Origin of the sequence: Roseomonas genomospecies 6 (genome assembly GCF_008365375.1) — a bacterium.
Lineage (GTDB): Bacteria > Pseudomonadota > Alphaproteobacteria > Azospirillales > Azospirillaceae > Azospirillum.
In genome coordinates this window covers 63,404-82,607 of the sequence record NZ_QOKW01000013.1, presented here as the reverse complement: position 1 = coordinate 82,607, position 19,204 = coordinate 63,404, and the positions used below count along the sequence as shown (strand labels likewise).

The 19,204-nt window shown below is 69.4% G+C and carries 19 protein-coding genes; 5 read left to right on the top strand and 14 right to left on the bottom strand.

The genetic code is table 11. From position 1 onward, the window contains the following. Positions 1-19: 19 nt before the first annotated feature. The 8 genes from DS843_RS17230 to DS843_RS17195 all read right to left on the bottom strand — a co-directional run bounded on the left by DS843_RS17230 (position 20) and on the right by DS843_RS17195 (position 8,401). Positions 20-502, bottom strand: a complete 483-nt coding sequence (locus DS843_RS17230) for a flagellar biosynthesis regulator FlaF (protein WP_149470098.1) — start codon at positions 500-502, stop codon at positions 20-22. A 93-nt stretch (positions 503-595) separates the two neighbouring features. Next, positions 596-1,594, bottom strand: coding sequence for a glycosyltransferase family 9 protein (locus DS843_RS17225; RefSeq protein WP_149470097.1), 999 nt, complete (start codon positions 1,592-1,594; stop codon positions 596-598). Between the two features lie 17 nt (positions 1,595-1,611). Further along, the gene (lptF, locus tag DS843_RS17220) at positions 1,612-2,733 is read right to left on the bottom strand and encodes an LPS export ABC transporter permease LptF (protein WP_149470096.1); all 1,122 of its coding nucleotides are present in this window, start codon (positions 2,731-2,733) and stop codon (positions 1,612-1,614) included. 127 nt (positions 2,734-2,860) lie between these two features. After that, entirely contained in the window at positions 2,861-4,573 is a 1,713-nt protein-coding gene (locus tag DS843_RS17215; protein ID WP_149470095.1) for a methyl-accepting chemotaxis protein, read from the bottom strand. Positions 4,574-4,742: 169 nt separating this feature from the next. After that, entirely contained in the window at positions 4,743-5,468 is a 726-nt protein-coding gene (locus tag DS843_RS17210) for an ABC transporter ATP-binding protein (RefSeq protein ID WP_149470094.1), read from the bottom strand. After that, positions 5,468-6,457, bottom strand: coding sequence for a branched-chain amino acid ABC transporter permease (locus DS843_RS17205; RefSeq protein WP_149470093.1), 990 nt, complete (start codon positions 6,455-6,457; stop codon positions 5,468-5,470). The genes DS843_RS17210 and DS843_RS17205 overlap by 1 nt, the downstream gene beginning before the upstream one ends. Further along, a complete protein-coding gene (locus DS843_RS17200; protein ID WP_149470092.1) occupies positions 6,454-7,323 on the bottom strand; it encodes a branched-chain amino acid ABC transporter permease in 870 nt (289 codons plus the stop codon). The genes DS843_RS17205 and DS843_RS17200 overlap by 4 nt, the downstream gene beginning before the upstream one ends. 139 nt (positions 7,324-7,462) lie before the next feature. Beyond that, on the bottom strand, positions 7,463-8,401 hold the full coding sequence (locus tag DS843_RS17195; RefSeq protein ID WP_149470091.1) for a L,D-transpeptidase: 939 nt from the start codon (positions 8,399-8,401) through the stop codon (positions 7,463-7,465). A gap of 74 nt (positions 8,402-8,475) precedes the next feature. Between DS843_RS17195 and DS843_RS17190 the strand changes: the two genes are divergently transcribed. Then, complete coding sequence (locus DS843_RS17190; protein WP_149470090.1) at positions 8,476-10,269, top strand: tetratricopeptide repeat protein; 1,794 nt, start codon at positions 8,476-8,478, stop codon at positions 10,267-10,269. An 84-nt stretch (positions 10,270-10,353) separates the two neighbouring features. Here the strand turns inward: DS843_RS17190 and DS843_RS17185 are convergent, their stop codons facing one another. Further along, the gene (locus tag DS843_RS17185; RefSeq protein WP_149470089.1) at positions 10,354-11,238 is read right to left on the bottom strand and encodes an ankyrin repeat domain-containing protein; all 885 of its coding nucleotides are present in this window, start codon (positions 11,236-11,238) and stop codon (positions 10,354-10,356) included. A 222-nt stretch (positions 11,239-11,460) separates the two neighbouring features. After that, positions 11,461-12,702 (bottom strand): ABC transporter substrate-binding protein, encoded by a 1,242-nt coding sequence (locus DS843_RS17180; protein ID WP_286192149.1) that lies wholly within the window; start codon positions 12,700-12,702, stop codon positions 11,461-11,463. 146 nt (positions 12,703-12,848) lie between these two features. Here DS843_RS17180 and DS843_RS17175 point away from each other — a divergent pair, with 146 nt between their 5' ends. Beyond that, on the top strand, positions 12,849-14,255 hold the full coding sequence (locus tag DS843_RS17175) for a tetratricopeptide repeat protein (RefSeq protein ID WP_149470087.1): 1,407 nt from the start codon (positions 12,849-12,851) through the stop codon (positions 14,253-14,255). Between the two features lies 1 nt (position 14,256). Here the strand turns inward: DS843_RS17175 and DS843_RS17170 are convergent, their stop codons facing one another. Then, positions 14,257-14,610, bottom strand: coding sequence for a carboxymuconolactone decarboxylase family protein (locus DS843_RS17170; RefSeq protein ID WP_149470086.1), 354 nt, complete (start codon positions 14,608-14,610; stop codon positions 14,257-14,259). Positions 14,611-14,740: 130 nt separating this feature from the next. On the opposite strand from DS843_RS17170, the gene DS843_RS17165 reads away from it, so the two are divergent. Further along, positions 14,741-15,433, top strand: coding sequence for an endonuclease III domain-containing protein (locus DS843_RS17165; RefSeq protein WP_149470085.1), 693 nt, complete (start codon positions 14,741-14,743; stop codon positions 15,431-15,433). A gap of 105 nt (positions 15,434-15,538) precedes the next feature. Beyond that, positions 15,539-15,781: a DUF1178 family protein gene (locus DS843_RS17160; RefSeq protein ID WP_149470084.1), complete on the top strand. Its 243-nt coding sequence runs from the start codon at positions 15,539-15,541 to the stop codon at positions 15,779-15,781. Between the two features lie 27 nt (positions 15,782-15,808). Here the strand turns inward: DS843_RS17160 and DS843_RS17155 are convergent, their stop codons facing one another. Beyond that, positions 15,809-16,720, bottom strand: coding sequence for a peptidoglycan-binding domain-containing protein (locus tag DS843_RS17155; RefSeq protein WP_149470083.1), 912 nt, complete (start codon positions 16,718-16,720; stop codon positions 15,809-15,811). A 225-nt stretch (positions 16,721-16,945) separates the two neighbouring features. Between DS843_RS17155 and DS843_RS17150 the strand changes: the two genes are divergently transcribed. After that, entirely contained in the window at positions 16,946-17,206 is a 261-nt protein-coding gene (locus tag DS843_RS17150; RefSeq protein WP_149470082.1) for a hypothetical protein, read from the top strand. A gap of 4 nt (positions 17,207-17,210) precedes the next feature. Here the strand turns inward: DS843_RS17150 and DS843_RS17145 are convergent, their stop codons facing one another. Both DS843_RS17145 and DS843_RS17140 read right to left on the bottom strand, forming a co-directional pair. Next, positions 17,211-17,630, bottom strand: a complete 420-nt coding sequence (locus DS843_RS17145) for a hypothetical protein (RefSeq protein ID WP_149470081.1) — start codon at positions 17,628-17,630, stop codon at positions 17,211-17,213. 17 nt (positions 17,631-17,647) lie between these two features. Next, entirely contained in the window at positions 17,648-19,096 is a 1,449-nt protein-coding gene (locus tag DS843_RS17140) for a GH1 family beta-glucosidase (RefSeq protein WP_149470080.1), read from the bottom strand. Positions 19,097-19,204: the final 108 nt, after the last annotated feature.

Below are 19,204 nucleotides of genomic sequence, written 5' to 3'. Positions count from 1 at the left end.
TGTTTGGTGTTCGCGGATCTCAGATCGAAATGCGAAGCGACTGGCGCGGCGGCTGGCCGTCCGGCGCCGGGACCTGTGGCGCCATCGGCGGACGCGCCGCGGCCTGGGAAGCGGCGGCCGGCACCGGCTGGCCCTGGGCGGGAGCGTCGGGACGGGCGGTCAGGCCGCTGGCCACAGACCGGTTGATGCTGATGAGCGTATCCAGCTTCGACACGTCAAGGTCGACCAAGCGGGCGACCGTCTCGCGGTCCACCAGAAGCGACAGGGCGGCGATGTTGGTCCGCACCTCCGGCGGATGACCGCAATCCTCTTCGGTCATCGCGGCCTGAAAGATCGTCCAAAGGCGCTGGTTCAGTTGCAAGGCGGCGCGGAGCGCGTCCTCGTTCACCGGGCTGCGCCCGGCGTCGATCAGGCGGCGTGATGCCTCCGCCAATGCCCAAGCCTCGACATCGCGGGGATTATCCGAGGTCGGCTTGTTTGCGTAGGTCGGTGTCGGCTTCATTCCAAACCCTCGGGGACTGGCCATCGGACAATGCTCTGCGGAATCAAGTCCAGGCGACGAGGATTGTCAGCCATCCGCATAGCGTTGTCAACTTTAGGGACCTGCTTCGGATGATTTGCAAGGATTTGTCACGACTTCACGGCATTCCGGCGTTACAGGTGCGAGCAGTTCGCCGACCGCCTGTTCGACCGCCTCCACGGGTATGCCGTCCATCAGGCCGGTGGCTTGCGGATCGGCCTTCTGACGGGCCAGAAGCTCGGACCGCGGGACCCGGCTGATGACCGTCCGCGCCGCCATGCCCCAGGGGCCGTAGGTCTCCGGAAAGCCCGGCCCGAACAGACCGACGGTCGGCGTGCCGGCGGCGGCGGCGATGTGCATCAGCCCGGAATCGTTGCCGACATAGAGCGCCGCCCGGCGCACGCAGGCCGCCGCGGCCATGGGGTCGGTGCGCCCGGTCAGGTCGATGGCCCGGCTGCCCAGCGCGTCCAGCACGGGGCGGGCGCGCTCCCGCTCCGGACCCGCGGCCAGGACGGCCACGCGCAGGCCGGACAGCCGCCCGCCGGGACCGGTCAGCCGCGTTGCAAGATCGGCGAAGCGGTCCGCCGGCCATTCCTTGCCGGTCCAGTTCGCGGTCGGCCCGATCGCCAGGAACGGCTCCGCGCCGCCGGGCAGCAGCCGGTCCGCCTCGGCCTCCGCCGCCGCGTCGATCCACAGGCGGGGGGACGGCGGCGGGGACAGGCCCAGCACCCGCCCGATCTCCTCCACCTTGTGAAGGTGCGGGGCACGCGCGTGGAAGAAGCGGCGCTTCGCCAGGACGAGACGGCCCACCGCGGAATTGCGCAGGTCCACCACCATGTCCCAGCGCGTTCCGACGCAGGCCCGCCACAGGTCGAACCAGTGCCGCGCCCAGGCGCGCTTCGGCATGGGGATCAGCCGCTCCAGCCCCGGGACGGAGCGGAACAGGGGCGCCGGCAGCGGACCGCAGGCGATGGTCAGGGCGGCGTCGGGGTGCCGTTCGCGCAGATGGGCGAGCAGGCCGGTGGAGAGAACCGCATCGCCCAGGCGGTTGGAGGTGATGAACAGAATGCGCAAGATCCGGCCCGCCCTTCTCAACCCGCCGCCGCTTCGCCGCCGGGCGGCACGCGCCGCCGCAGGTTGCGCGACAGAATCCAGGCCGCCGGGACCAGGGCCGCGAGCGGCAGCACATACATCAGCGGGACCAGAACGATCACCTTGGCGGCCAGGCTGGTCAGGCCGAGCACCGCCGCCTGGATGGTCATCACCACCAGAACCGCCGTGGTCACGCGCACTGACTGGCCGCGCCGGTTGAACTCGCCGGACAGGAGACAGGCCAGCGCCACCATGGTGTAGGCCAGCGCCAACAGCGGCGAGGACAGGCGGTGATGCAGCTCCGCCAACAGATCCCGCATCATCTTGGGGTCCGCCGCCAACTGCGGGGACGGGTGGAGAAGCTCGTCGGTGGAGCGTTCGCGGGCGTCCGGATAACGTTCTCCGCTGGCGCTGCTCAGCACCTTCAGGTCCACCGCGTAGCGTTCGAAGAAGAGCTGGGACAGGCGGTTGGTCTTGCGGTCCAGCTCCTGCCGGTTGCCGTTGTAGACGACGAAGCGCGCGCCTTCCGACCCGGTCAGCATCACCGCCCGCTCGCCCATGATGGTGACCGGCTTTTCCGGCACGCGCCCGTCATGGATGATCACGTTGTGCAGGTTTGCATCGCTGTCGCGCTCGCGAACGAAGACGCTGAAGCGGTCGCCCACCTCGTTGAAGACGCCTTCGCGCAGGAAGAGCTGCGAATAGTCGCTGCGCACGGCGTATTCCATGCGCACCAGCTCCTGGTGGGCGGCGGGCGTCAGCCAGATGTTCAGCACATAGACGACCACCGTCACGCACGCGGCCAGCAGCATCGCGGGCGCCGCCAGCGCGAAGGGTCCGACGCCGGCGGCGCGCATCACCACCAGCTCGCTGTCGGTGGCCAGCCGGTTGTAGGTGAACAGCACCGCCCCGACCAGCGCCAGCGGCAGCACGATGCCGAGGAAGGTCGGCACCGTCAGGATGAGAAGCCACAGGAACACCCGCATCGGCGCCCCGGCTTCCACCACCATCTCGATCAGCCGCAGAGACTGGCTCAGCCAGATCGTCAAGGTCAGGCCGGCCGTGGAGTACAGAAGGGCGATCAGAAGATTGCGGAAGAGATAGCGTTGCAGTCGGTTCATGTGCTTGCGTCACGGGGAAAGCCCGGCGAGAAGCTGACGGGCTCGGGCGTCCGGGTCAAGTGCTGATCTGGCCGATGACCCGGCGCGCCGATCTTTTGCCCGCCGCTTCCCCGCGAAGCGTCACGGATCAGGCCGTGCGCACCGCCGACAGGAACACCTCCACCTTGCTGCGCAGCCCGTCCGCCTGATCGGACAGCGATCCCGCGGCCTCCAGCACGTTGCGGGCGGCGGCGCCGGTGTCGTTGGCGGCGCGGTTCACGTCGGCGATGTTGGATGTGACGTCGTGCGTGCCGACGGCGGCCTGCTGGATGTTGCGGGCGATCTCCCGCGTCGCCGCCTGCTGCTGCTCCACCGCCGCGGCGATGGTCGAGGCGACCTCGCTGATTCGCCCGATGGTGCCCATCACGTCGCCGATGCAGGACACCGCCCCCTCGGTCTCGTTGCGGACGGAGGCGATCTTCGCGGCGATCTCGTCGGTGGCGCGGGTGGTCTGATCGGCCAGCGCCTTCACTTCCGCCGCCACCACGGCGAAGCCCTTGCCCATCTCCCCGGCCCGCGCCGCCTCGATGGTGGCGTTCAGCGCCAGAAGCCGGGTCTGGGACGCCACCTGGGTGATGAGGTCGATCACCGCGACGATCTCCGCCGATGCGGTGGCGAGGCTGCGCATGGCCTGATCGGCGCGCTCGGCCTTGTGCACCGCCTCGTCGGCGATGGCCGTGCTGCTGGCGACCTGACGCCCGATCTCCTGGACGGAGGCGGCCAGTTCCTCCGTCGCGGTGGCGACGGTCTGCACGTTGGCGCTGGCCTGTTCCGACGCGCCGGCCACCGTGACCGACTGGCGGGAGGTCTGCTCCGCCGTGGCGGCGAGCTGGCTGGCCGTCGCCTTCATCTGCACGGCGGCGGCGGAGACGGTGCCGAGCACGGCGCCCGCCTCGCGGTCGAAGCGGCCGGTCAGCTCCTCGATGGCGCGGGCGCGGCGGGCGCGGGACTCCTGCTCCGCCTGCTCGCGCTCCGCGGCCTCGCGCGCGGCGATCATGTTGTCCTTGAAGACCAGCACGGCCTTGGCCATCTGCCCGATCTCGTCGCCCCGCCCGGTGGCCGGGACATGGGTCGCGGAGTCGCCGTCGGCCAGCCGCCGCATCGCCTCCGTCATGGCGGCCAGGGGCCGCACGATGGAACGCGAGGTCAGCAAGACCGCCGCCACCGCGATCAGCAGGCCCAGCGTCAGCAGCACCGCCTGCACCATCACCAGTTGGTCGGCGGCGCGGGTCATCCCCTCCGTGTCGGCTTGCAGCAGGGCGCGCTGGCGCGGGATCATACCGCTGGCGCTGTCCGACCGGGCGTCGCCCACCAGCAGGCTCATGACCTGATTGGCGCGCGGGATCGCGTCGTCGTTCAGGGAGTTCAACGCCCCCATCTGGTCGCCGATGGTGCCCAGCGATTCGGCCATGTCCTGGTCGCGGCGCAGATCGCTGAGGAGCGGCTTCACCGTGTCCCAGATGGCCCGCACCTGCGGGTCGGTCCAACGGGCCGACAGACCGTCCATCTCCTGGCGCAAGGCGTCGATGCGGTCCCAGGCGAGGTTGCGTTCCTGCTTCAGGTCCTCGCGGTTGGTCAGCAGGTAGCCCTGCATGGCCGCGTTGGTGGCGGTGACCGCCGTGACGATGCCCTGCCCGGCCAGCGCCGTCGGCATGCGGACGTCAGCCACGAAACGGCTGAGCGCCTTGCCGTTTTCGGTCAGGAGCAGGCCGGTGCCGACCGTCACCACCAGCACCGCGATCACCGCGGCGAAGCCGATGGCCAGCCGCCGGCCAATCCGCAGATTGCCGAATGCCTTCATTCGTTCCTCCCGTGCAACGCCCTTTCCGGACGCTTCTTTTTCGACCGGACGTTGTTGTCCCGGCCGTTGCCCTAGCTTGGAAGGAATGATGGACCAACAAACATTAAGGGAGTGTTTCCGCCGATCGGAAGTCTTGCGTGTTCCGGCACATCCTGTTGCCGCAAGGCGGTCAGATGTCCTCGGCGCCCAGGTAGGATTCGATCACCTTGGGGTTCGCGACAACCTCGGCGGGCAGGCCATCGGCGATCTTCTCCCCATGGTCCAGAACGACGACCTGGTCGGACAGGGCCATCACGGCGCGCATCACATGCTCGATCATCAGGATCGTCATGCCCTCGCGCCGGTTCAGGTCGCGCAGCACCTCGACCATGCGGTCCACCTCGGTGGGACGCAGACCGGCCAGCACTTCGTCCAGAAGCAGCAGGATCGGGCGGGTGGCGAGCGCGCGGGCGACCTCCAGACGCTTGCGGTCCGGCAGGGTCAGGCTGCGCGCCGGGCGGGCGGCCTGATCGGCCAGCCCCAGCCGGTCCAGCACCGTCCGGGCGTGGTCGCGCGCCGCCGCCACCGACCGTTCGCGGGCCAGCGCGCCGACGACCACGTTCTCCTCGACCGACAACTGCCCGAAGGGCTTGACGATCTGGAAGGTCCGCCCGATGCCGGCGGCGCAGACGCGGTTGGGCTTCAGCCCGGTGATCGGCGCGCCCTTCAGATGCACCCGCCCCTCGTCCGGCGGAAAGACGCCGGCGATCAGGTTGAAGGTGGTGGTCTTGCCGGCGCCGTTCGGCCCGATCAGCGCGACGATCCGGCCCTCCGGAACGGAGAAGCCGACGTTGGAAACGGCCTTCAGCCCGCGGAACCGCTTGGACAGGCCCTCGACCTCCAGAAGCGCCGCCATCACGCGTCCTCCCCCGGGCGGCGGACGAGGCCCAGCCGGTCGGCCAGCCACGGCCACACCCCGTCCGGGCGGTAGACGACGATCACCACCAGCGCCACCCCGTAGAACAACTGCTTCAGGCCCGGCAGGTCGAAGCCGGTCACCTCGATCAGGAAGGTCAGCAGCTCGCCCAGCGGGGTCAGGATGAAGGCCCCCAGGATCGGCCCGATCAGCGTCCCGATGCCGCCGACGATGGCCGGCAGGATGATCTCGATGGAGCGGCCCATGGAGAACACCTGCTCCGGAAACAGGTTGTTGAAGTAGAAGGCCTGGAACACACCGCCCAGCGCCGTCATGGCGGACGACAGGGCCACCGCCGCGATGCGCGCGCGGAACAGGTCCACGCCGACCGCCTCCGCCGCCTCCGGCTCCTCGCGCACGGCCAGCCACTGATAGCCGAGACGGCTGTGCAGCAGCACCCGCGACAGGGCCAGCGCGGCCAGGACCAGCGCCAGGATCACGTAGTAGAACAGCTCCGGCGAGCCGCGCAGGTTCAGCAGGTCGTTGCCGGCGTCGCCCGCCACCGGCAGGAAGAAGCCGCCCGAGCCGCCGAACCATTGCAGATGGTCGAAGCCGATGCGCGCGACCTCCGCGAAGGCGATGGTCAGCAGCGCGAAATGCACGCCGCGCACCCCGAAGCGGAAGCCCAGGAAGCCGATGAAGCAGCCCGCCGCCGTCGCCGCCAGCATCGCCACCCACATCCCCGCCCAGGGACCGATTCCGAAATGGACGAACAGCGCCGCGCTGGCGTAGGCCCCCAACCCGACATAGAGCGCGTGGCCCAGCGACAGCAGGCCGGAGAAGCCCATCATCACGTTCCACGCCTGCCCGACATAGGCGAACCACAGGACCGTGGTCAGCACCGACAGGACGTAGCGGTCGGCGATCATCGGCGCCACCAGCAGGAGCACCGCCGCCAGAAGGAGAAGGAGGGTTCCGCGCCCCGTCACGACCGTTTCCCCAGAAGGCCCTGCGGGCGCAGAAGCAACACCACGATCAGCACACCATAGCTGAAGAGGGATTTGAGCGAGGGGTCCAGCAGGAAGCCGGCCATCGCCTCCGACAGGCCGATCAGCATGCCGCCCAGCAGGGCGCCGGGCAGGCTGCCCAGCCCCCCGACGATGACGATGATGAAGCTCAGCAGCGTGTATTCCGGCGCCAGTTGCGGGCGGGAATCGACCAGCAGCGTCATCAGCGCCCCGGCGATGCCCACCACCCCGGCGCCGATGCCGAAGGTCAGCGCATACAGCCCGTCGATGTTCAGCCCGACGACGCGGGCGCCCAGCGGGTTGTCGGCGCAGGCGCGGATGGCCTTGCCGGTGCGGCTGAAGCGGAAGAAGGCGAACAGGGCCGCCGCCACCACGATCGCCCCGGCCCCGGCGCGCAGCCGCACCGCGTCGAGCAGCAGCGGCCCGATCTCCACCGTGTCGAAGCTGTAGGGCACCATGACGTTGCGCGAATCCGGCCCGAACAGCATCAGCATGGCGTTCAGGATGATCGTCGCGATGCCCAGCAGCAGGATGAACTGCATGTGCTCGGGCCGCTCCACGAAGCGGTTGACCAGCCCGCGTTGCAGCACCCAGCCGAAGGCGAACAGCACCGCCGCGACGACGGGAGCCGCTAGGACGGGGTCGAGCCCGAGGACGCCGGCCAGCAGAACGGCGCCGTACATGCCGGCAACCATCATCTCGCCGTGCGCGAAATTGACCACGCGCACCACGCCGAAGATGACCGACAGGCCGAGCGCCGCCAGCCCGTAGACCAGCCCGGTCAGCAAACCCGACGCGGCGATGTTCAGATAATAGTCAAAAGGCATGCGCGATTCGCCCTTGGCGGAGCCACGGATGGGCAACGGAGCCCCGGAATGGCCAACGGAGCCCCGGATGGCCAAGCCCGAGCGGCGTAGCAGTCCTTCGTAGTCGTGGCAAGTTCCCTGTTGCGGGTTGCGGTGCGGATCATCGGCGCTTCGCCTCCTCCAGGCGCGTCGCCAGGGCGTCGCGCAGGCAGGCGCCCGCCGCCGCCGCGACCGCCGGGTCCTCCTCCATGCCGCGGCGGACCCAGCAGCGGGCGGTGATGCGGTCGTCGAAGCGGCGCTCCTCCTGGATCAGCGCGTAGGCCGCGGCGTCGCGGCGGTCCGCCGGCAAGGCGGCGAGGTGGCTTTGGTGCAGCCCGCGCGCCCGCCCGTCCAGCGCCGCCAGTTCCGGCACCGTGCAGATCATCCGGCGCAGCGGCGCGCTGGCGGTGGCGCAGCGGGGGTCGGGCAGGATGGGAAGCGGCGGCGGCGCAACCCTGGGCACTGCCGGTGGCGGGAGCGGCGCCGCGACGGCAACCGCGACCGGGGACTCCGGCGGCGGAACGGAGGCCGCCCCGGTCACGACTCGGACCGGTGTCCCGACCGGAACCGCGTCGAACAAGGCGGCGATGTCGGCGGGAAGCATGCGGAAGCAGCCGCCGCTGGCCCGGCGGCCCACCGAATCCGGCTCGTTGGTGCCGTGAATGGCGATGGCCGTCCAGCCAAGGTCGAGCGCGAAGGCGCCCAGCGGGTTGGACGGTCCCGGCGGCACCGCGGCGGGCAGAGAGGGCCGTTCCCGCCGCTGGTTGGCGGTGGGGTGCCAGGTCGGGTTGCGCCGCTTGCGCACGACCCGGCTGTCCCCCAGCGGAATCGCCACGCCGGGCCGCCCGATGGCGACCGGGAAGGAGCGCGGCGGGCGGCCGTCCTCCAGCAGATGGAGACGGCGCTCCGTCAGGCTGATGACGATTCGCAGGGGCGGGGTGGCTTCGTTGACGGTGGCCGTGTCCTGCGCGCGGACGGCGCCGGGCGAAAGAAGCGCCAGCGCAATCGCCAGGGTTGCCGTCGGGACGAGATGCCACAAGAATGTCGCGGTGCGCTGCATGGGAAAAGTTCAGCGCATCCGCCCTAAAAGCGCGTAAACATGCCGTCAGGGACCAAGCAGCAGGAACGCCGACCATGGACACCATCGAACAGACGCTGGCCGTCGCGACCGAACACCACCGCGCCGGCCGCACCACGGAGGCGGAACGCCTGTACCGGGAGGTGCTGGCGGCGTCGCCCGGCCATCCGGACGCGCTGCACCTGCTCGGCGTCGTCGCGCTGCAAGGGGGGCGTCCGGCGGAGGCGGTGGACCTGATCGGACAGGCGGTGGCCGGGGACCCCACCTCGCCGTTGCTGCACGCCAACCTGGGCCACGCCCTGCACGCCACCGGCCAGACCCGCGATGCGGCCCTGAGCTTCGCCCGCGCCCTGACCCTGCTGACCAACCAGGGCGAAGGCTGGGGCAACGTCAGCGCGCTGGCCGGGCTGATCCGCCGCTACGACGACGAGACGCGCCGCGCCGCCGCGGCGGAGGTCGACGCGGGATACGCCATGGGCGACGTGATGCGCCGCCACTCGCTGCTGTTCCTGCTCGACGGCGACATCGCGCATTACGAATCGCTGACCGGCGCCGTCCTGGAAGACCCGATGCGCTTCACCGTGCCGTCGATTCATTACGCCTTCTGGGGCATGGCGATGCAGCTCTTCCAGGGCGCCGCGCGCACCGGCGATGCCGGCGCGTTCCACGCCGGAAGCTTCACGGACTATTACCGCCTGATGGTGGACGAGACGGCGCTGCGCTATCACCTGCGCCGCCGCATGAAGCGCGCCACGCCGCGCGGCGAGGTGAAGCGGATCGCGCTGATCACCAACCAGATGCTGGGCGCCGGCCATCAGCCGACCGCGGACGCCTTCGACTTCGCCCGCCGTCTCCAGGACGAGTTCGGGCGCGAGGTGGTCATCATCAACCCCAACGCCATGGCGATCACCGGCGAGAACGGCTTCGTCCCGGAGTACGCCTACAACATCACAGAGGAGTATGAGGGGGAGCAGGTCATCGCCGCCTTCGGCGCGCGGGTCCGCATGGTCTCCTTCCCGCAGAAGCGCTTCGACGAGGAGAAGGTGAACGCCATCGTCGATTACGTGGACGGCTTCGACCCCGACGTCATCGTCGCCTTCGGCGGTTCCAACGTGGTGGCCGACCTGTTCTCCGGCGCCCGCCCGGTGATCTGCCTGCCGACCTCCTCGGGCCTTCCGCTGTCCATGGGCCGTCTGGTGCTGGGCTATGGCGAGTCCGACACCGCAGAGGGCTGGCCGGCGGACATGGCGGAGCGTTTCCGCCCCTTCTCCTTCGGTTGGACCCTGCCGCCCGCCGGGCCGGAGCGCAGCCGCGCCGATTTCGGGCTTCCGGAAGACGGGCCGCTGTTCATCCTGGTCGGCAACCGCCTGGACCAGGAGGCCGGACCGGACTTCCTGGCGCTGGCCGACTCGCTGCTCGACCGCCTGCCCGACGCCCGGATCGCCGTCGCGGGCGGCGTGGAAACCCTGCCGCAACGGATCGCCGCCCTGCGCAACGCGGGCCGTGTCCATGCGCTGGGCGACGTGGAGGACGTGCGGGCGCTGCACCGCCTCGCCACCGCCTATCTGAACCCGCGCCGCCAGGGCGGCGGCGGCAGTGCGGCCTTCGCCCTGGCCGACGGGGTTCCGGTGGTGACCTTCGCGGCGGGCGACGTGGCGAACGTGGCCGGGCCGGCCTTCACCGTGGCCGACGACGCGGCCTTCCTGGAGCGCGCCGCCGCCCTGGCGGGCGATGCGGCCCTCCGCGACCGGCAGTCAACCGAGGCCCGCGCCCGCTTCGCCGCGGCCGGCGACCGCCGCGCGTCGGTGGAACGGCTGCTGGCCTACGGCTTGGAAGCCCAGACGGTGTAAGAGAAAAAGGCGGGGACGCCGGCACATCGCCGGCATTCCCGCCTTTCGGACTCCTTCCCACACCAAGGGACGCGACGTGTATGGTTAGGGCCAGCGTCCCGTCTTCTCGCACTCCTGAGCGTCGTTTGCCGCTCTGATGCGACAGAAACTTCCAGCACTGCCCGTCTCGCACAGGCGCGTCGCCTCGTGATACATGCGCGTGCAATAATTATCCTGTGCCGGCTTGGAATTGTCCTGTGCCGGTTTGGGGCCAACTTTCTTCGCACCGCCTAGGAACGCTCGCACATTGGCGTCGGACGTAAGCTGGGCAGCCGTCTCTCCATTGTTGTTTCGTGCTCGTTGATCGGCGCCGCGTCCGGCCAGATATTGCACGCTTTTCAGATTGCCTTTCCAAGCGGCAACCATCAGCAGCGTCCATCCATCGCTGTTTCGGGCGTTTATATCCAAACCCGCATCGAGAAGCCGCGCCAACTCATCCTGCTGGTTGTACTCGATCGCCCAGCGGGCTTCCGTCCAGGCTTTCGCCGGATCGAATGTCGGCATTCCACCGCCACCGCCACCGCCGCCGCCGCCGCCGCCGGCAGCCATCGTTTCGGTCAGCATCCGCTTGATCTGAGCGGAGCTGGTAACGTCGAACGCCGTCTTGCCGTAGTTCGTCTTGATTGTGGGGTCAGCCCCACGGTTGAGCAACAGGCGCACAAAGGCGGGCTTGCCCTGCTCGGCTGCGATGTGCAGCAGGGTCCAGCCGTCACTGTTCTGGGTGTTGATATCAACGCCTTGCTCAAGAAGAGCGATCAGGCTCCGGTCGTCCTTCTGCCACATTGCGGCGTTGAGCGCACCGTACAGGTCATCCCAATCATCGGCATACGCAGGCGCACTGTTGAGTACAATCGCCGACAGAACGGCAATTACCAGGAATTTCATCGCGCCACCTTGGAGATATTGTAAATTTGTCAAATGAAACAACATGGCCTACTTAGACTGCGCGCTGTCCAAGGCGGCTTGTGTGATCGTTTCCATGGCGCGAACACACGAAAGTGGGCATCCGCTGCGGCAGCAGAACACCAGAGTATGAAAAGAAAGTGCGTTCTGTCAACCTGCCGGGGTGACAGCAAAACATCACGCAACGCTGAGTTCTGAAAACCGCCCCCCAACCCTCTCCCCGGCGGGGAGAGGGGAACAGGGGCTTGCTCAGGTGCGCTTGCCCCAGCCCGGTGCCGGGAAGACGGGGTCCATCTCCGCGGAGCCCTTGGGCAGGACGACGGTCGGGCGCAGGTTGCGGTTCTGAACGCAGGCCGAGACGAGCTGCGTGTTCTGCCCCTTCTCGTCGAAGGTGATGGCCGGGCCGACCATCATCTTGTCCTTCAGGTTGGTCTGGCGCAGCGCCTCCAGCAGGGTGGCCGGCTCCGCCGTGCCGGCGCGCTTGAAGGCGTCGGCGGCGACCAGGATGGCCTCCAGCGTGAAGGCGACGTTGAAGGCGTAGCCCTCGAACCGGTCGTTCGGATACTGCTTCTTGAAAGCGGCCTCGACGCGCTTGGTCAGTTCCGCCTTGGGGTCGTACCAGGGCAGGTTGGTGATGGCGTAGTCGGCGTACTTGCCCAGCACCTTGTAGAACTGCTCGTCATACAGGCCGGGCGAGCCGGGGGAGACGATGCCCTTGGGCTCCCACCGCTGCTTGACCATCTCGCGCACCATCATGATGGCGTCGTTGGCGCGGGTGGTGACGATGGCGAGTTCGGCGCCGGTCGCCTTGGCCTTGGCCACCTCGACCGCGAGATCCTGCGCCTTCGGGTCGTAGGAGATGGTGTCCACGATGCCGAAGGGCATGTCCAGCTTCGGGAACAGGGCGTCCATCGCCTGCTTGTTCGCCATGCCGAAGGTGTCGTTGGCGTGCAGGAACACCGCCGTCTTCGGGGTCACGCCGCTGGCCGCGAACAGGTCCTTCATCAGCGCCAGCCCGTTGGTGACGAGCATGGTGGAGGTCGGGAAGTTGCGGAAAACGGTCTTGTAGCCCTGCTCGGTCAGGCGGTCGGCGGCGGCGATGTTCATCACCAGCGGGATGCCCCGCTGCTCGCAGACCTGCGCCGCCGCCGCGGTCTGGCCGCTGTCGAAGGCGCCGACGATGACGTTCGCGCCGTCGTTGATGAGCTTCTCGGCGCGGGAGCGGGCGACGTCCACGTTCGATTCGGTGTCGGCGGACAGGATCTCGACCTTGTAGCCGAGTTCGCTGAGGATGGCCGGGGCGATCTCCGCGCCGCGCTGGCACGCCTGGCCCGCCTGGGCCAGCAGGCCGGAGCGGGGCAGCAGCACGCCCACCTTCAGCACCGTCCCCTGCGCGAAGGCCGGAGCCCGCCCGAAGGCGGCGAGCGCACCCGCCGACAGGGCGACCGAGGCCGCGGCGGTGCCGAACTGACGGCGGGTGAGTCCTCCCATGGACCCATTCTTGCTGATGCGATGATCGTTCATTATCGGGTGTTTCCCTGAGGCATGGTCCTGGAGCGGATGATTTCCCCGCACGGGCCTTTGTGTCAAAGTGGAATCCACCATAAGGCGACGCACGGACCCACGGACCCCACCGAATGGCGACCATCGACGAGGCGCTGGCCATCGCGCTCGACCATCTCAAGGCCGGGCGGCGGGCGGAAGCGGCGGAACTGTACGGGCGAATCCTCGACGCCGCCCCCGACAATCCGGAGGCTCTGCACCGGCTGGGCCTCCTGGCGGCGCTGGACGGCGACCGGGAGCGCGGGATGGCGATGATCGCCCGCTCGGTGGAGTTGGACGGCGGGGACGCCGACGCGCTGTTCAACCTGGGCGCCCTGCTCCACGTCGCGGTGCGGACGGAGGAGGCCATCGCCGCCTACCGCCGCGCGCTGGCGCTGCGCCCAGACTTCCCCGACGCCGAATACCATCTGAGCGAGGCGTTGCAGGCCATCGGGCGCATCGGGGAGGCGCTGGACGTGCTGGACCCGCTGCTCGCCCGCCACCCGCATTTCGTCCCCGGCTGGCGGCAGAAGGGCGACATCGAGGCCGATCTGGGCCGCCCCGGCGCCGCCGTGTCCTTCTACGAGATGGCCCTCGCCATCGACCCGCGGGACGACGGGGCGCGGGAGCGGCTGACGGTGCAGGCGGCGGCCTACCGCGCCCGCCGCGCGATCCTCGACGGGGCCGGGCCGGACGGGCGGCTGGACCTGCGCGACGTCACGATGCTGGTTCCCTTCCGCGCCGACAGCGACGACCGCAAGCGCAACCTGCGCTGGATCGTCTCCTTCCTGCTGAAACACGCCGACACCACGATCCTGATCGGGGAGGACAAGGCGGGACCGAGCGATGTGGCGGACGCGCTGGGGCCGGAGCTTGCCGCCCGCTGCCGGCATCTGCACCTGACCGGCAACGACACGCCCTTCACCCACAAGGCCCACCTCATCAACCGCATGGTGGAGGCGGCGGAGACTCCCATCGTCGCCCTGCACGACACCGACATCGTGGTCGATCCCGTGCAATACGCCCTGGCCCGCGATGCGGTGCGCGGCGGGGCGGCCATGGCCTTCCCCTACAACGGGCTGTTCTTCTGGATTCTCGGGCGGGAGGTCCACCGGTTCGGACACACCCTGTCGGCGGCGCCGCTGAACGCGGTCTGCCCGCGCTTCCCCCTGATGCACCGCAATTCGCCCGGCGGGGGGGCCTTCTTCGACCGGGCGGCGCTGCTGGAGGCCGGCGGCTACAACGAGCGGTTCGTCTCCTGGGGCTATGAGGACGACGAGATCGTGGAGCGGCTGCGCCGGCTGGGCCTGCGGGTGGAGCGGGTGCCCGGGCCGCTGTACCATCTGGAGCACGCGCGGCCCGAGAACTCCACCGACCGAAACCCCTTCATCGCCGCCAACAAGACGGAGTTGGAGCGCATCCAGGCCATGGACGCCGACGCGCTGCGCGCCGAGATCGCCGCCGGGGGCCTGCGTCGCCCGCTGTTTTCCAGCGCCGGATGACTCAGCGCGCCTTTTCCGCAGCAAACTGGTCGAATGCCTCCGTCGCCATGGCGGCGTACATCACTGACGGGCCGGCGCCCATGTAGATCGCCATGCCCAAGGTCTCCATCACCTCCTCCCGGCTCGCCCCGTGCTGGACGGCGGCCTGGGCGTGGAAGGCGACGCAGGCGTCGCAGCGGGTCGCCACGCCGATGGCCAGCGCGATCAGCTCCTTCGTCTTGGTGTCCAGCGCCTTGGCCTCCAGCGCCGCCTTGGCGATGGCGGAGAACCCCTTCATCACCTCCGGGGCGCCGCCGCGCAGATCCCGCACCGCACCGGACATGTCCTTCGCCATCTGCGGCCAATCCTTCACCATGATCTCATCCCCTTTAATTTAGATATCTCTAATCTAAGGGGCGCACGATCCATTGCAAAGGGGAATGGGGAGCAACCCTGCCCCGCGCGCTGTTTCGGTCTGGCAACCTCCCACCGTCCCCGGACCGGTCATGCCCCTGCGCCCCGCGCCGACCCTTGCCGACAAGGAACCCTTCGACATCGACGAGGCGTTCCGGCGCCTGCGCCAAGCGGTGGCCGGACGCCCGAAGGCCGCCATGTTCGCCCTGCGTGACCGCGGCTACGGCAGCCCCTTCGAGCAGTTGGTCGGCAGCCTGATCTCCGCCCGCACCAGGGACGAGACGACGATGGTGGTGTGCGAAAGGCTGTTCGCGGTGGCGCGCACGCCGGAGCAGATGGCCGCCCTGACGCCGGAGGAACTGACGCGCCTTCTCGACGGCGCAACCTTCCCGGAACCGAAGGCCCGCGACATCCGGGCGCTGTCCCGCCGGATCATCACGGAACATGGCGGGATGGTGCCCGACACGCCGGACGCCCTGATGGCCTTCCATGGAGTCGGCCCGAAGATCGCGGCGCTGACCCTTGCCATCGGATTCGGCATTCCGGCGGTGGCGGTGGACGTGCATGTGCACCGGATCGTCAACCGCTGGGGCTTCGTCGCCGCCCCGACGCCGGAGCGCACCATGGTTGCCCTGATGGAGCTTTTGCCCCGCCCCTATTGGGTGGAGATCAACGAGCGGCTGGTGCCCTTCGGCAAATGGATCTGCACCGGCGACCGCCCGCGCTGCTCCACCTGCCTTCTTCTGTCCATGTGCCGGCAGGTGGGGGTGACGACCCATCGTTGAGACGGCTCATCGGCGGCCCATCTCCAGCTTTGATGCAGATCATCGCGCGGCTTCGCGGGATTGCGTCCCTTTCACGGCAACAGCCGTGTCCAAGGAAGACCGCCGATGATCCTCTACGCCCTGCGCTGCGCCTGCGGCCACGAATTCGAACAGTGGTTCAGGAACATGGCCGATTACGACACCCGGAAGTCCGCCGGCCTGCCCTGCCCGTCCTGCGGCGGGACCGAGGTGTCCAAGGCGATCATGGCGCCGAGCGTCGGCTCGTCCAAGCCGTCCCCGGCGCCGATGCACCCCTGCAACCCGTCCGGCTGCGGCAACACCATGTGCCCGATGTCCCAGATGGCCTGAGTCCCAATAGCCTGACGCGGGCCGGGCCTACCGGCGTCCGCGCCCGCCGCTGGTGAGCGGCGGCAGGGCGCCGGTCGTCAGCTCCTCCCGGCGCCGCGCGCCGCCGAAGCTCGGCTCCCGGCGCTGGTCGCGCGGTCCGTCGTCGCGCGGCGCCGGTTTCGGAGCGCCCGCGCGCCCGCTGCGCCACCATGCGAAGCCGATGCCGAGCACCGTCGTCCCGATCACGCCCATCACACCGTAGCGGACGCCGTTGGTCGCCCAGCCGGGCATCATCGAACCGCTGCCCGCCGCCGGTTCCACCACCGGAACCGGCTGTCCGGACGGGGTGGTCGCGGTGACGCTCGCCCGCGGGGCCGCCTGCGGCACCGGCCCCTGGGAGGACGCCGCGGCGGACGGCGCCGGAGCCGATGGAGCGGGGGCGCTGGACGGGGCACCGGAAGAATGGCTGCCTGAGGAATGGCTGGCGGTCGCGGGCGGACCGGCGCTGAACTGCGCGCCGCCACCGACGCTGCCCGCCCCGCTGTCGATCCGCTGGGTGGGCGCGGCGCGGGGAACCACCTCGCGCTGAGGCTCGCGCGGTGCCTGGCCGGGACCGCCGCCGCCGACCTTCTGCTGGGCGAGGTTGCCCACGGTCGGCGGGGCCTTGCCCTCCCGCTCGCCCATCATCTTGGCGATGGTCGCCTTGTCGAGCTGGTTGGTCACCGGCAGCCCGTGGGCGGCCTGATACTTGCCGAGCGCGGCCTTGGTTTCAGGATGCATCTGGCCGTTGGCGCGCCCGCCGATGTTGTAGCCCTTGTCCTTCAGAATGGTCTGGGCCCATTGGATGTCCGCCGTCGATTGCGCCCGCGCCGGGACGCTCGCCAGCAGACCAGCCGCCAGAACCGGCACCACCACAGCCAACGCGACCGCGCGGCGCGCGCGGTGCGAACCACCCGTCATGACCATTCTCCGTCCGTGACGCCGACACTATTGCCGAAGCGCAACCGTGTTACCAGATTGCGGCGGATTTCCGGGCGCGATTTTTGTGCGCCTGCGTTGCATCGGCATCAGTCCGTTCCCTCCTTGGCCGCATCCGTAAGGGAACGCCCATCTCCCCATCCGCCGACCGACGCCCCCGCAAAAACGTGGTATGCTTCCGGCAGGCGCTTTGCGGGAGGCCGTGGCATGGCGAGTTTGAGACACTGTGTGCTGGCGGGCGCGACGCTGCTGCTGGCCGCCTGCGGCAGCACCCCCACCTATCGGGAATGGACGGCGACGGAAACCACGGCGACCGCCGCCTACGACGAATGCATCGAGCAGGTGGACACCACCATGCGCCTGCGCGGCTACCCCTACCGCCCATTGCCGGAGACTCCGCAGTTCCGCTACCGCAAGGAAATCTTCGCCCTGTGCATGCGCCGCAAGGGCTACACGGCGGAGGATTGAACCCTCACGGCCCCGGCAGGCCGTAGCGCAGATAAAGCACGCCCCCGATCAGCACCCCGGCCAGCACCACCGCCGTGTAGAAGCGCAGGGGCAGCGGCACCTTTTCCCGTCTCCTCGCCCCCTTGGCCGCAGCCTTCGGCACCGGCCTCGACGGGGCAGGCTTCCGCTTCCCGGCCGGCCCCGCCTGATTGGGGTCGTGCAGTTCGATGAGCTTCCAGTTGAACTCCATCCCCTCGCCGCCCGCGTCGGCGTTGTGGTCGAGCTGGATCAGGCGGAAATAGGCGCGCGGGTTCACCCGCACCATCAGGTTGAAGCGGGCGCGGGCGTGGTCCAGGTCCTCCCCGACCTCCAGCGTCTTCCAGCCCTTGCCGCGCGCCTTCTGGATGGCGAAGCGGGTCGGCTGGCCGGCGGAAACGGGCGCCATGATCGCGGTCCCCCCCCTTAGACGGAGGTCGGAACGCCCTTCTTCCGGATCACGTCGGCGTACCAGTGGTAGCTGGCCTTGGGGCGGCGCTCCAGGGTCTTGCGGTCCACCTCGATCAGGCCGAAGCGGTGCCGGTAGCCCTCCGCCCACTCGAAATTGTCCAGCAGACTCCAGACGAACCAGCCCCGCAGGTCCACACCTTCCTCCAGCGCCTGATGACCGGCCAGCATGTGGCGGCGCAGGTAGCTGATGCGGTCCTTGTCCTGAACGAAGCCGTTCGGCCCGGTCTGTTCGGGATAGGCCGCCCCGTTCTCCATCACATAGACGGGCGGGTTGCCGTATTCCTGCTTCAGTTCGATCAGGATCTCGGCGATGCCATCCGGCTCGACCGGCCAGCCCATGCCCGTCGTCGGCGTGCCCTCCGGCGGGGAGCCGTAGCCGGTGACGAACAGGCCCGCCGGGTCCGGCTGCTGGTGCATGCGGCTGTAATAGTTGATGCCCAGGAAATCGATGGGCTGGCGGATCGCCTCCAGGTCGGCGGCCTTCACCAACGGGGCGAATCCGTCGCGCAGGAGTTCCGGGTAGGCGCCCTTCAGCAGCGGGTCCAGGCAGGCGCGGTTCCACACCGCGTCCCACATCAGCGAGGCGCCGTAATTGGCGTCCAGCCCGCCGACCGGCCAGACGGGCTGGAGCGACAGCACGGTGCCGAGCTGCCACCCCTTGCCGCCGCCCGCCGCCCGCAGCGCCTTCAGCGCCATGCCCTGGGCCAGATTCTGGTGGTGGATCGCCTTGAAATAGTTGGCCTTCCCGGTCAGCCCCGGCGCGTGCCCACCCAGCCCGTGGCCGAAGATGGCGTGCACGGACGGCTCGTTCAGCATGGTCCAGTGCTTCGCCCGGTCGCCGATCCGCGCGGCGACGATCTGGGCGTAGTCGGTGAACCAGCCCGCGATGTCCCGGTTGGTCCAGCCGCCGCGGTCCTGGAGCGCCTGGGGCAGGTCCCAATGGTAGAGGCACGGCCAGGGCGCGATTCCCTTCGCCAGAAGCGCGTCGGTCAGCCGGTCGTAGAAGTCCAGCCCCTCGGGGTTGGGGGCGCCGGTGCCGGTGGGCTGGATGCGCGGCCAGGCGACGGAGAAGCGGTAGGCGTTCATCCCCGCCTTCGCCATCAGGTCCACATCCTCGGCGTAGCGGTTGTAGTGGTCGCAGGCCACGTCGCCGGTGTCGCCGTTCGCCACCTTCCCATAGGCGTGGCTGAAGCTGTCCCACACGCTGGGTCCCCGCCCGCCCGCGGTCACCGCCCCCTCGATCTGGTAGGAGGAGGTGGAGGCGCCCCAGACGAACCGGTCCGGAAAGGCGGCAAGCGCTTCCGACGGCTGGGCCACCGCGGCGCGGCGCGTGGTCAGAAAGGCTCCGGCCGAGGCCACAAGCCCGGTGGCCGCCGCCGCCTTCAGGAAACTCCGCCGCCGCATACCGAATTCCTCTCGCCGTCCGGGTCGTTCGCGACAATGTAAGATGACCGGGCGTCAGCGCAACAGGCGGCTCGCATCGGAATGCCGCCGAATCCCGATCCGCCGGGA

Coding starts and splice junctions, on each gene's coding strand:
- DS843_RS17230 (WP_149470098.1), bottom strand. CDS start 502: ATGAAGCCGACACCGACCTACGCAAACAAGCCGACCTCGGATAATCCC.
- lptF (WP_149470096.1), bottom strand. CDS start 2,733: ATGAACCGACTGCAACGCTATCTCTTCCGCAATCTTCTGATCGCCCTT.
- DS843_RS17215 (WP_149470095.1), bottom strand. CDS start 4,573: ATGAAGGCATTCGGCAATCTGCGGATTGGCCGGCGGCTGGCCATCGGC.
- DS843_RS17210 (WP_149470094.1), bottom strand. CDS start 5,468: ATGGCGGCGCTTCTGGAGGTCGAGGGCCTGTCCAAGCGGTTCCGCGGG.
- DS843_RS17200 (WP_149470092.1), bottom strand. CDS start 7,323: ATGCCTTTTGACTATTATCTGAACATCGCCGCGTCGGGTTTGCTGACC.
- DS843_RS17195 (WP_149470091.1), bottom strand. CDS start 8,401: ATGCAGCGCACCGCGACATTCTTGTGGCATCTCGTCCCGACGGCAACC.
- DS843_RS17190 (WP_149470090.1), top strand. CDS start 8,476: ATGGACACCATCGAACAGACGCTGGCCGTCGCGACCGAACACCACCGC.
- DS843_RS17185 (WP_149470089.1), bottom strand. CDS start 11,238: ATGTTGTTTCATTTGACAAATTTACAATATCTCCAAGGTGGCGCGATG.
- DS843_RS17180 (WP_286192149.1), bottom strand. CDS start 12,702: ATGGGAGGACTCACCCGCCGTCAGTTCGGCACCGCCGCGGCCTCGGTC.
- DS843_RS17175 (WP_149470087.1), top strand. CDS start 12,849: ATGGCGACCATCGACGAGGCGCTGGCCATCGCGCTCGACCATCTCAAG.
- DS843_RS17170 (WP_149470086.1), bottom strand. CDS start 14,610: ATGGTGAAGGATTGGCCGCAGATGGCGAAGGACATGTCCGGTGCGGTG.
- DS843_RS17165 (WP_149470085.1), top strand. CDS start 14,741: ATGCCCCTGCGCCCCGCGCCGACCCTTGCCGACAAGGAACCCTTCGAC.
- DS843_RS17160 (WP_149470084.1), top strand. CDS start 15,539: ATGATCCTCTACGCCCTGCGCTGCGCCTGCGGCCACGAATTCGAACAG.
- DS843_RS17155 (WP_149470083.1), bottom strand. CDS start 16,720: ATGACGGGTGGTTCGCACCGCGCGCGCCGCGCGGTCGCGTTGGCTGTG.
- DS843_RS17150 (WP_149470082.1), top strand. CDS start 16,946: ATGGCGAGTTTGAGACACTGTGTGCTGGCGGGCGCGACGCTGCTGCTG.
- DS843_RS17145 (WP_149470081.1), bottom strand. CDS start 17,630: ATGGCGCCCGTTTCCGCCGGCCAGCCGACCCGCTTCGCCATCCAGAAG.
- DS843_RS17140 (WP_149470080.1), bottom strand. CDS start 19,096: ATGCGGCGGCGGAGTTTCCTGAAGGCGGCGGCGGCCACCGGGCTTGTG.